General features: G+C 38.7%; 8 protein-coding genes. 4 read left to right on the top strand and 4 right to left on the bottom strand.

Annotation, left to right across the window (positions count from 1 at the left end):
- Window positions 1-25: 25 nt before the first annotated feature.
- On the bottom strand, window positions 26-1,276 hold the full coding sequence (locus tag XEN7305_RS26855; protein ID WP_052035192.1) for a nucleoside hydrolase: 1,251 nt from the start codon (window positions 1,274-1,276) through the stop codon (window positions 26-28).
- Window positions 1,277-1,381: 105 nt separating this feature from the next.
- Here XEN7305_RS26855 and XEN7305_RS26850 point away from each other — a divergent pair, with 105 nt between their 5' ends.
- On the top strand, window positions 1,382-3,991 hold the full coding sequence (locus XEN7305_RS26850) for a glycosyltransferase (RefSeq protein WP_006510684.1): 2,610 nt from the start codon (window positions 1,382-1,384) through the stop codon (window positions 3,989-3,991).
- Window positions 3,992-4,172: 181 nt separating this feature from the next.
- A complete protein-coding gene (locus tag XEN7305_RS16850) occupies window positions 4,173-5,084 on the top strand; it encodes a branched-chain amino acid transaminase (RefSeq protein ID WP_006510683.1) in 912 nt (303 codons plus the stop codon).
- 98 nt (window positions 5,085-5,182) lie between these two features.
- On the opposite strand, the gene htpG is transcribed toward XEN7305_RS16850, so the two are convergent.
- Entirely contained in the window at window positions 5,183-7,150 is a 1,968-nt protein-coding gene (gene htpG / locus XEN7305_RS16845) for a molecular chaperone HtpG (RefSeq protein WP_006510682.1), read from the bottom strand.
- A gap of 479 nt (window positions 7,151-7,629) precedes the next feature.
- On the opposite strand from htpG, the gene XEN7305_RS16840 reads away from it, so the two are divergent.
- On the top strand, window positions 7,630-7,851 hold the full coding sequence (locus tag XEN7305_RS16840) for a hypothetical protein (RefSeq protein ID WP_006510681.1): 222 nt from the start codon (window positions 7,630-7,632) through the stop codon (window positions 7,849-7,851).
- Entirely contained in the window at window positions 7,832-8,089 is a 258-nt protein-coding gene (locus XEN7305_RS16835; RefSeq protein WP_040898343.1) for a hypothetical protein, read from the top strand. Before XEN7305_RS16840 ends, XEN7305_RS16835 begins: the two co-directional genes overlap by 20 nt.
- Window positions 8,090-8,364: 275 nt before the next feature.
- Here XEN7305_RS16835 and XEN7305_RS16830 read toward each other — a convergent pair whose 3' ends face one another.
- Both XEN7305_RS16830 and cobN read right to left on the bottom strand, forming a co-directional pair.
- Window positions 8,365-8,745: a hypothetical protein gene (locus XEN7305_RS16830; protein ID WP_006510680.1), complete on the bottom strand. Its 381-nt coding sequence runs from the start codon at window positions 8,743-8,745 to the stop codon at window positions 8,365-8,367.
- Between the two features lie 107 nt (window positions 8,746-8,852).
- A complete protein-coding gene (gene cobN / locus XEN7305_RS16825; RefSeq protein ID WP_006510679.1) occupies window positions 8,853-12,806 on the bottom strand; it encodes a cobaltochelatase subunit CobN in 3,954 nt (1,317 codons plus the stop codon).
- Window positions 12,807-12,877: the final 71 nt, after the last annotated feature.

The following is a 12,877-nucleotide window of genomic DNA, read 5'->3' as shown; positions in this document are numbered from 1 at the left end:
CAGATGATTGCCTATCTATAAGTTTTTAGATATCGTCAATCAAATCAATCTCCGGTATTACTTGCATATTTGACCCAAATATTGTTGGTTCAATGTTACTAAAGGAATTCAAAATTAGTTCTGAAACTTCTGAAGAAGTTACGCCCCAGGAAAAATCTAGACTATTACTTATCTCTTGACTGCTCAAACCAAGCGAATAAGTAACAGTAAAATTATTATCTAATGAAAGCTCCTTGCTTCCGGCACCCGTAAAGGGGTCAACTACCAAGTTAGATTCTGTTTGAATAGCAAGAGAATCATCTATGTTTATTGGCGGTCTGATATAAAGTTCATCAAAGATATCTATATAAACAGAGTCATCTTGAGTTTTGACTAGGTACTCGTGGCGATCATCATCACGCCAAGTTTGCCATTGGCTAGAACCATCATCATTAACCTGGTTGAATCCTTCGTTTATCCTTGTCCATAAATCTTGATCGCCTCTGACTGCCCATAATACGGCTGGTGGATCCCAGGAATGAAACCCATCAGTAATCGCATTATTGGGAGTGTCAAACCCTTTAAATACCTCATAAGTATATCTTACTGGATTAGATACTGGAACATTTTGTAAACTCGTCCCACTATACATTCTCCAACCAATTTCAGATCCGGCAAATACCATACGAGTTGGCCAAGTATCTACTACATATTTAGTGTCTTGAGGTCTATTACGAGAAAAGTTCCATTCTGTACCAGGATGGGGATACTGACCACCCATCATAACTACTACCTTAACCTTCTGACGCACTAAATCTATTCCATTGAGACTACTATGCTCATCCGGCTCGGAACGCAGTAGACTAGCCATATTGATAGGATAACCTGCCTGTATATAGGAAATTGAATTGTCTTCTGCCGCAGCTAAAGTTGCTCTTAGGACATCGACTGCATCTGCTACTTGCTCGTCATTAGGGGTGTCTTGGGGAAACATCTTATACAGATTGTGACCATACCAACTGCCATCTTCTTGTAAATCAGTAACTTTGGTAACACCAATCGGAATATTAGGACGATTGTAATAAGTATTAATGACATCAACAGTTGAAGCTGTCCTGTCTGACCGAGCATTAGAATTTGTTACAACTGCAAGTAGTTCAGCTTCCCCATTATCGACTAAAGCATGAATCATTGCTAAAGCACTAACATCATCTGCATCATTAGAGATATCTGTGTCATAAATAAGTTTGACTGCATTACTAGTACTAGAAGTCGTCACCATTTCCGGATCGATCACAGGCTTAGGTATAAACTAAAGGTTGAGTCTCGAAGAAACAAGTAATCAATATCTAACTTGAAAAGTTATAGTATAAATCATGTAGAGTAGTACCTAAAGCGAAACTTGCAAAAGTCTAACCTCAAGGATCAAAAACCACGAGTCAGTGTTATTATTCCCACTTACAACAATGCTCAATATCTTGCGATCGCAATAGATAGTGTCCTCAACCAAACTTATCATAATTACGAAATAATTATTATCGATGATGGTTCGACGGATAATACTGTAGAAATATTAGAACAGTACCAAGACAAAATACATTATATTTATCAAAAAAATCAGGGAGTTTCTGCTGCTAGAAATAAAGGAATATCCTTAGCCAAAGGAGAATTAATTGCATTTTTAGATGCTGATGACATCTTCATGGCTCATAAGCTAGAAAAACAAGTAGAAGTTTTTGAGCAACAACCAGAGTTGGGAATTGTGAATAGTGGGTTCCGAATCATTAGAAACAACGGTGAATTTATTGCTGATGTTAAAAGATGGGAAGCCATTCCTGATTTAACAATAAAAACTTGGATTTTACATCAACCGGTTTTGCCTTCGGCAATGATGTTTCGGAAACAATGGCTAGAGACAGTTAATGGGTTTGATAGTCGTTGGTTTTCTAGTGAAGATGTCGATCTAGTTTTTCGGCTGATTGCTAAAGGTTGTCGAGGAGTATGGCTCCCTCAAGTCACAATATATTATCGTAGACATGATCGCAGTGCAACTTGGAAAAATTCTCTGAAACAAGCCAGGAATTCTGAGGCAATGCAAGATAGTTTCTTTGCTCAACCGGATTTACCAGAATCTATATCTAGTCTAAAAAATCAATTTCGTTTTAATAATTTTACTTGGTTAGCTTGGCTTTGCTATCAGGGTGGCTTTACCAGAGAAATGGCAGCATATTTACAAAAGTCACAATTCTATAGTTCCTTCTCTTGGCCGGAAACTGTGACACGATGGATTAAATGCTTTAAAAATTGTGCTGAGTTATATGGCTATAATTTTGATGCTTATTCATTTAGTAAATTGCCAGAATGGCAATCAATAATTGCGCGGTTACAAGTTACCCCTTTATTTAATCAATATTATCAACAAATCACTAATTATCAACAAATATTAGCGACAGCTCCAAATAGTTATCCAAAAAATCTGTCTGCCCAAAATTATTATTATTTAGGTTGTAGTTTGCTAGCACAAAGAGATATTGAGCAGGCGATTATTTTTCTTCGCAAGGCGATTAGTCTGGAACCCAATAATGCTCGCTATAATAATGAGTTGGGAAAGGCTTTTGAGGGGAAGTATGATTTAGAAGACGCAATTTTATTGTATAAAAAAGCGTTACGTCTCGAATCAGATAATCAGGAATATGCCAATAATTTAGAGCAAGTTTTAGAATTAGAAAAAAATTGGCAAAAATTAACTCAATATTGTAAACAAAATAGTAAAAAAATATTGCCAACAGATAAAAAACTCAAGTTATTAATGATTTGTCCCTATCCTCCCCACACTGTGGCAAAAGGAGGTGCGGCAATACGGATGTTTGAGCAAATTAAATATTTTGGCAAAAATCATCATTTAACAGTAATATCTTTTATTTTTGACGAATTAGATTATATCTTAGAAAAAGAGCTGAGACCCTATTGTGATCAAGCTTTTATGGTCAAACTGGGAATGCCCATGAGTGCCAATATGGGAAATGGGCAGAAACAAGTTCATAGCTTAAAAACCTGGAATATGTGGAAAACATTACAGCAATTGAGTCAAATTGATTTTGATGTTGTATTGTTTGATTTTATTTTTGCTGCCTCTTATTATTCTTTGTTTAGCGATCACTTTACGATTTTGAATGAACATAATATTGAGTCTAAACTACTCAAAAATTGTCAAAAAATTCAAGACAAAGAACTCATAGCCGAATTAGCAGGTGAAATTGGAGCAATACAACCTTTTGTCAATGCAGAAAGTGAATATAAAAAATTGGAAGATTATGAAAATGAATTATGGCCGCAATTTACCTTGCGCACGGTAGTAAGTCAAGCAGACAAAACGGAATTAGATTCCCGTTGCGGGGAAGGAGAAACCATTGTTGTTAAAAATGGAATTAACATAGATAAAATAAAGCTTCTTAACAATGAAAAGTCTCAAAAAATATTGTTCATGGGAACCATGAGCTACTATCCCAATATAGATGGAGTATTATATTTTATAGAAGAAATTTTACCTTTAATTCAACAGGAAGATACTAGCATTTCTTTATGTATTGCCGGGCGAGAACCGCCAAAGATTATTCAAGAATTAAGCATATCCCATACTAATATTGAGATTATTGCTGACCCTGAAGATATGAGTATCGTTGCCCAAGAATGTTTTATGAGCGTTGTGCCATTGCGCCTCGGTAGCGGCACTCGGATCAAAATTCTCCATGCTATGGCAATGGGTTTGCCAGTGGTTTCTACTAGTTCAGGTTATGAAGGTTTAGAAATGATTGACGGCGTCCATTTGTTAGTGCGAGATCAACCTCAGGATTTTGCCACAGCAGTCAGCAACATTTATCGCGATCGCCAATTATGGCTGAAATTACGAAATAACGGCAGAAAACTAGTAGAAGAAAAATATAATTGGCATCAGATATTCACTCAATATGAGGAACAAATATTCGCTAGACTGCAAAACCTATCAGAATGAGAAGGTATTAGGTGTTAAGCGAAGGCAGAAGTTAGAATTATTTATTCCCTCTGCCTTCTGCCCTCTGCCCTCTGCCCTCTGCCTTCAAGGGCGAAGCTCGATAATGTTGATAAGTCCTCAGAAAAAGATAGAATTATTAGTCTGACTCAGAAATTTTGGTGTTTAAGACTTAATCTAAATCATGCACAACTTTTTGCCTATTGCTTATTTTGAGAATCAATTTATCCCCTTCGAACAGGCTAATATTTCCATAGCTACTCATGCACTACATTATGGTACGGGAGCTTTTGGTGGAATGAGAGGCATTCCGAATCCTGATAATCCGCAACAAATTTTATTATTCAGATTAGATCGCCATAGCCAAAGATTAAGCAATAGCGCCAAGTTCTTACAGTATGATTTACCAGCAGACAAAATTCAGCACACAATTATTGATTTTGTCAAAAAAAATCAGCCAGAGAAGCCTTTTTACATTCGTCCTTTTGTCTATACTTCTGACTTGGGAATTGCTCCTAGATTACATAAAATCGAGAAAAACTTTTTCATCTATGGTTTAGAATTGGGTGACTATTTACCTCCTGATGGGATTAGTTGTCGCATTAGTTCCTGGCATCGCCAAGAAGATCGAAGTTTGCCCCTAAGAGGTAAAATTAGTGGGGCTTATATCACCTCTTCTTTAGCCAAAACAGAAGCTGTAGAATCCGGTTTTGATGAGGCGATTTTAATGAATTCCCAAGGTAAAATTTGTGAAGCTTCGGGGATGAATATTTTTGTGGTCAGAGATAACAAAATAATCACTCCTGGCTTCGATCAAGACATCTTGGAGGGTATCACTAGAGATAGTGCCATTACTGTTGCTAAGGATTTGGGAATAGAAGTGATTGAAAGAGCAGTAGATAAGACCGAGTTATTGATTGCAGATGAAGTATTTTTTAGCGGGACTGCAGCAAAAATTACTCCTGTTAAACGAATAGAAAATTATCATCTTTCCCCCAACAGGCCAATCACAGAAAAAATCAGAGAAAAACTAACTGCTATTACAGAGAATAGAGATGCTCAATATCAAGATTGGGTATTTCCTATTGATATTTAAACTATCGATAGAAAGCAGAAGGAAGAAATATCTCTAAACCTTCTACCTTCTGCCATCTGCCGTCTGCCTTCAAGGGCAAAGCCCGATAGTAACCGAGATTACTTCTGAGTTAACTTGGTCAAAACCTTGTTGGAGCGTTCGACAAAAGCCTTCATTCCCTCAGCATCAAAAGCCTTTTGGGCCATCAGAGCCAAATCGTAAACATGAAGACACATTAGTTTTACCAATTCCCCAGATTGAGAAGTTCCAGTCGCGTCCACGATCGCGCCCTTATTCAAGTCGATAATATTCTCAATGAGAGGATGACTAGTATTGACCAACAAGATATGCTCCTCGGGGAATGCCATCGCTTTTTCCTGCATCAAAGCTGTCATTTCCTGCAATCTCCGCATCGCTTCTGGTAATAAAACCATCGCAGGAGGAGTTCCTTGAGGATCTTCTGATTTAATGGATTGGGTTTTGATATTTACCTTGGGTTTGTCAAGGGCCTGCTCGAAGATTTCTTTGATTGTTTCGTTGCGAGTTTTGTTGGTAGTCGGATCGACAATCTCTTGGGCTTTGTCTTCTTCTACCAAGTTTTTATCTAACTCTGAATCAACCCGCGCAAATTTTAAATCGTTATGTTCTCTTTCGAGGAAAGGTACAAAATAATTGGTGTCGATAAAGGAATCGAGGAACAGAACTTCTAACCCTTGATTTTTGTATAAGTCAACAAAAGTTCCTTGAGTCGAAGGATCACTACAATAGAAAACCTGATTTTCTTGGGATTCTTGATTGCGATCGCGATACTCTTGAAGAGTAGTATAGGGTTTGCTGGGAGTGTCATCGCCCGTGACCTTTGCCCATTCATCATCACCATCAGTTTGCACCTCTACCTTGGGAGCTTCTTCGGTAGCAGCATCTGCTTGATAGGTGGTCTTGTAGATAATAAAATCTTCTACTTGCTTTTTAAATTTCTCGTTTTTGAGAGAACCATATTTGACAAAAGTTCCCACATCTTCCCAACAACGAATATATTCATTGCGATTTTCGTTGTAGAGAGATTTTAGGCGATCGCCAATCTTCTTAGCAATAAAATCAGCAATCCGTCGCACAGTGCGATCGTTAGTTAAGGCGCTACGGGAAACATTCAGCGGAATATCAGGGCTATCAATTACCCCGCGTAAGGGCATAAGAAACTCAGGGATAATTTCTTCGCAATGATCGCTAACAAATACCTGATTACAGAAAAGCTTGATATGTCCTTGGCTGACATCAACATCGGGTTTTAGTTTCGGAAAATAGAGAATCCCGTTGAGCAAGAAGGGATAATCAGTATTAAGATGTACCCATAATAGAGGATCTTCTTGGAAAGGGTAGAGATAACGATAGAACTCTAAATAATCTTCATCCGTTAAACTTTGGGGCGACTCTTTCCACAAAGCACGTCTTTTATTGATGGCTTCTCCATCTAAGACGATTTTCACGGGCATGAAATCGCAGTAGGTTTTGACTAGCTGTCTTACTCTCTGGGGTTCAGAATATTCTTTCTCTTCGTCTTGTAAGAATAGAGTAATTGTCGTACCTACTGTGGTCTTTTCCGAATCAGTCAACTCAAATTCTGGGGAACCATCGCAAGACCAATGGACTGCGGTTGCGCCTTCTTGATAGGAAAGAGTATCAATTTCTACTTGCTTTGCCACCATAAAGGAAGAGTAGAAACCCAATCCAAAATGACCAATCAGATCATTGGAACTTTTTTCATATTTTTTAATAAAATCTTCCGCACTAGAAAAGGCAACCTGATTGATATATTTTTTGACCTCTTCGACAGTCATGCCAATTCCGTTGTCGGAAACCGAGATTGTGTTTTTGGTGCTATCTATCGCGATCGTAACTTCTCCATCTGGAACTTCTCCTGTGGATTCTCCAGCCAAAGATGCCATTTTGCGTTTAGAAATCGCGTCGACGGAGTTGGAAATAAGTTCCCGCAGAAAGATCTCATGATCTGTGTAGAGAGACTTCTTGATAATCGGGAAGATATTCTCGGTATGGATCGTGATATTGCCTTTTTCCAGTACAGCCATATTTCTATCGTAGGTTTGCTGATAATGTTGTCATATATATCTAGCGATCGATTCTCCCTTATTTTGGGGATAAAATAACTCTGGAGATTACACTACATTGACTATTCGGCTTTCCTCACCTTTGGGAAGTCAAGAGCCCCTGACGGGGTGAAGGCAGAGGGCAGCAGGGCTATTTCATTCTACATTGATGTTCTTACTTTTTAATATATCTCAAATTAGTATTATTTAATTCACACCAGACGTAATGGAAATATTGTAAATATGAGCTTTTCGTTATCATAAATGCGATCGCAGAAATTAATGAAATACGCGATCGCGCATAGCTCCACTACCGGCGACGCAAAGTACCAATCTTCAGCTATTCGAAAGTATTGAAAAGTTTGTGTAAGAATTACAATTAATAAAATTTTTATACGATATTTAGAAATGTATGAAGAAATTCCTGGGATAAAACTTTAGCATTAGGGTAAAATCGAGCTATGACACGCCAACAAATACTAGAAACAATCAATGAACTACTTCCTAAACAGTCTGAGGAAAAACTTGAGGCACTTATTGTTTGGCTAGAACAGGAAGATGATACTTTTGAGAAACAGCTACGCATTGATGTTGAAGCTGGAAAACTGGATCGACTCATTGCTGATGTTATTGCTGAAGACGACTTGGGAGAAACGATAGATCTTGAAACATCGTGCAACTAAGACATTCTGGAAACTGTATAATGAGCTTCCTCTTAATATTCAGCGTCAAGCACGTAAACAATACCGATTACTGAGCCAAAATCCACAACATCCTTCTGTACGTTTCAAGCCTGTGAGTAAATTATGGTCAGCAAGAGTTAATGATGATTATCGTGCGCTGGCAGTCAAGCGTGAAGATGCGTATGTTTGGTTTTGGATTGGGCCACATAAAGACTATGACAAAATTCTTTCTCAATAGATGCGATCGCAGAAACTAAGGAATTCACGGGCGACCGCGAAGAGATCCGCTACCTGCGACGCAAAGTACCAATCTTCAGCTTTTCGAAAGTGTTAAAAAGTTTGTGTAAAAATTAAAAGTGATTCAGTCAGCCTGAGCAAAATTTATGAATGTAGAGCAGCATCTAGATCAATCCGAATTTGGATGATGATGGAGAGGCAATCATTGAAGAAATTGATCAAAGAAAACCTCTCAAAAACTTTTTATTAAAAGCATAAATTATTCACTAACAAAAACTAAAAATTTCCTAACTCGAAAAGTTTAACTGCGCCACCTAAGATTACTAAAATCAAGCCAACTACAACTCCACGATTGACTTGTCCTCGAATGGGGATAAATTCTTGATTGGCTATTCGCTTATCCATTTGTTCAACCTTAGTATCCAGTGTCTTAATTTGTCCTGATAGTTTTTCATCTACAGATTTAATTTGTCCTGATAGCTTTTCATCCACAGACTTAATTTGCCCTGATAGCTTTTCATCAAGTGCCTTAATATCTCCCTTGAGCTCAGCTTGACCTACTTCCAATTTATTAAGACGATCATCAATTTTGTCTAGTTTCTGATTGATTTGACCTAGCACTTCTGCTAAATCAGTTTCAATTACAGGATTGTTCACTATATTGTGCTCTTAGTTGGTTTACAAGATATTTTTCATAATCTCCAACCAATTATCAATCAATAGGAGATGCTCTGATTCTAGCGTAATTAAGTCGATATTAGTCGTTAATAATTCATTCCCTCAATTTCTCCTTCCGCTTCATTCACAATATGTCGCAAATCATCCAATATCTGGTTACTAACTTCCTGCCACATTCCCCTTTGATTCGCTTCCAATAATCTTTCCGCCATATCTCGCAAAGCCCAAGGATTTTTATCCCGCACAAACTGCTGTACTTCTTGATCTAAAACATAAGCCTCGGCTACTCCTTGATACATATAATCACTCACCACCTTAGTTGTCGCATCATAGGCAAATAAATAATCAACCGTTGCTGCCATTTCAAAAGCTCCTTTATAACCATGACGCATTACTCCTTGAATCCATTTCGGATTAATAACTCTGGAGCGATATACTCTAGCAATTTCTTCGCTTAACTTCCTCACCTTCGGATTACTAGGAAGGGAATTATCACCAAAATAAACTTCGGGATTTTTACCCGTTAAACTTCTGACTGCTGCGGTTAATCCTCCTTGGAATTGATAATAATCATCCGAATCTAATAAATCATGTTCGCGATTGTCTTGATTTTGCAAAACTATCTGTAACTCTTTCAGTCTGGTTTGAAAAGATTCTGGTGCCGAATGACCTTTGCCTTGGGCATCGTAGGCATAACTACTCCAGTTCATATATGCTCTGGCTAAATCTTCATCACTTTGCCAATTCTGCGCTTCGATTAAACCCTGTAACCCCGCACCATAAGCTCCAGGTTTTGAGCCGAAGATTCGATAACTTGCTCTTTGCTGAGCCATAGTTGCATCTAATCCTTGCTCTTGCCAATAATTAGTTTCGATCGCAACTCTTTCGGCCAAGGGATTAACTTCCACCGACTCGGTTAAATCTGCAACAGCTTGCGTTACCTTATTAAGCAAGTTCAGAATATTAGGAAAAGAATCGCGGAAAAAACCTGATACTCTAACTGTGACATCAACACGGGGACGATTAAGCACTGAATCATGCAGGATTTCAAAATCTACAACTCTGCGCGATAAACCATCCCAAACGGGACGAACTCCCATTAATGCCATCACTTGAGCAATATCGTCTCCTCCTGTACGCATGGTAGAAGTTCCCCAGATGGAAATCGCTAAGGTTTGGGGATATTCACCATTTTCTTGGGTATAACGTTCGATTAAGGCTTCTGCTGCTTTACTACCTACTTCCCAGGCAGTTTCTGTGGGAATAGCGCGAATATCTACCGAGTAAAAATTTCGTCCTGTGGGTAATACTTCGGGTCTTCCTCTGGTGGGTGCGCCAGATGCGCCACTGGGAATATATTCACCGTCGAGGGCGCGGAGTAGATTGGTGATTTCTTGATCGGTTTTTTGCAAGGATGGGAGGAGAGTTGTTTTGATCCAGTTGAGTTTTTTGGTGGTTTGGGGAAAGGTTATGGGGTCGAGGGTGAAGGTATTGTCAGCGAGGAGTTGATCGATTATTTCGGCTGCTATTTTTTCTAGGGTTTCAGTCGTGTTCTTGGTATTTTTGCCCCCTAAATCCCCTTCCTCGCGCGTTCCTTTGCGGATTATAAATTCCGCAGGGTCGCTCGTCAACTCTGGCGGACTTTGAAATCTTGTTCTCCCCACACTTGGGGGGCTAGGGGGGCTAGCTTCCCCATGTTCCTCTAGCGGGCGCAAGCCTTGCGCCCCTACTTGCCACCCTAGATCCTGAGCAATAGCCTCAGTAAAACCTGGCTCATCAATATTGGAGAAACGTGCGATCGCAATAATCAAATCTCTCAGTTGTCTACCCTGGGGACATTTCCCTAAAATATGCAGTCCATCTCGAATTTGGGCTTCTTTTAATTCGCAGAGATAGCCATCTGCTATGTTGAGAAATTCGGTGATTGATTCGGTGGTGATGCCCAATTCGCGATCAAGATTTTCTTGTTTGACCAATTTATCAATGCGATCGCTGATGGTATCTAAGCGAGCTGGATCTAAAGTCAAAGCTTCGTAATATTCATCGATCAGAGCTTCTAGTTTTTCTAGTCCGCCATAGAGTTCGGCGCGAGTTAATGGTGGCGTCAGATGATCTATGATCAAAGCCTGGGAGCGTCTTTTGGCTTGGGAACCTTCTCCAGGGTCATTGACAATGAAAGGATAAATGTTGGGAATTGTTTGGAGCGCAATCTCAGGATAACAGTTATTGGATAAAGCTAGACTTTTACCGGGAAGCCATTCTAAATTGCCATGTTTGCCAACATGAATAATTGCTTGGGCTTGAAATTTTTCCCGTAACCAATAGTAGTAAGCTAAATAATCATGGGTTGGTTCCAGGTCTGGCGCATGATAATTCAAACTGGGGTCGCGATCGTATCCCCTCGATGGTTGGATTCCGATGAAGATATTGCCTAGCTGAATACCAGGAAGGTGGTAAAGGGATAAGGGATAAGGGATAAAGGATGAGGAAAAATTGTCTTTAACTTCCCCAACTCCCCAACTCCCCAACTCCCCAGTCTTAAACTTTCCCCAGCGCTTAACGATCGCTTGTTTCACTTCCTCGGGCAAAGTTACAAAATACTGTTCATATTCTTCTACAGATAAACTTTGATAGACCTGACGTAATTCCTGACTTTCTAAATCATTGGTGACTCCTGTAGTTAAAAGTTGAATTAAATCATCCCCCGTTTCCGGAATATTATCTACTGTATAGCCTGCTTTTTGTAATGCTTGCAAAATCTCGATACAACTAGCGGGCGTGTCTAAACCAACGCCATTGGCGATTCTGCCATCTTTATTGGGATAGTTGGCCAATATAAGAGCTACTTTTTTATCGGCAACATTCGTGTTTCTAAGTTTGAGCCAATTAGCAGTCAGATCAGCCACAAAATCTACGCGATCGCGATCAGGCTCATAAACTACAACATCAGTTTCTAGAGAATCAATTCTTTGTTTAATGGTTTTAAAAGAAATGGCCCGAGTAATAATCCGACCATCCACTTCTGGTAAAGCCACATTCATCGCGACATCTTTAGGCGTTAAACCCATCAAACTAGATGACCATTGCTCCTGAGTACTACTACTAAGAATTACTTGCAAGACGGGAATATTTAGTTGCTGCCAAAATTCAATCGCAGTTTCATTGCCAATTTTGGCAACGGAGAAACTTGTAGTATTCAATAAGACTTCTATTTTATATTCTTTTACTATTGCTAAAAGTTGGGCTTGGAGATCTAGTTCTCTCAAAGAAGAAATAAATATCGGAATGCCCGTAATATCTCTTGCGAATAAAGCTTTAGATAGAGCTTTAATTGGTAAAGTATTTCCTGCTAAATAATGCGATCGGTAAAATACGATACCAACTTTTTGGCTCGTCAATTGATCAAGTTGATTTTCCTGCTTATTTGCTAAATCTATGGTTTTTATCTGACTTGCTGCCAATTCTATTTCTGAATTATTATTTGCCACTTCATCAAAACAAATACCAAGACGAGGAATAACTTGAGGTTGGGGAGGATTATAATTAGTATTTAAGCAAGTATCGGCAATAAATTCAAAACCATAAATATAATTTTTGATGCCACCTTCTATAAAGTAATTCCATAGTTTATTAACTACCGCTAAACTGGTTGTGGAATGGCTTGATAAATCGGGATCGGGGTGATCATCCCCTGGTAAGACCAATAAAGTCGCTTTGGTCTGAGCTACAATTTCCTTTATTTGTTCTAAGCCATAAGACCAATAAGCGCGTCCTCCTAGTAATCGTAAGATTATTATTTCTGCTTTAGATAATACTGTTTCGACATAAGTATCAATACTTAATTGCTGTTGTAATTGTAATAAATTAGCTACTCTGATCTGCGGAAAATTATTAGGTAAATACTCTAAAGATCCTGCTAAAGTTTGAATTTCATTATCTGCTGCCGTCAGAAAAACAATGGGTGCCGGATTTTGCTCGATAAAAATAACACCTTCGGTATCTTGATTCCAACCTCCAGGAGTTGCCGCTATTTTATGCATAGTTTTACTGACGAAATTTTATAATCTTGAGAAATAATTACAGTTAAGATAAACAGGGTCAGAAATAAGGG

Origin of the sequence: Xenococcus sp. PCC 7305 (assembly GCF_000332055.1) — a bacterium.
GTDB lineage: Bacteria > Cyanobacteriota > Cyanobacteriia > Cyanobacteriales > Xenococcaceae > Xenococcus.
This window is presented reverse-complemented; position numbering and strand designations above follow the sequence as displayed.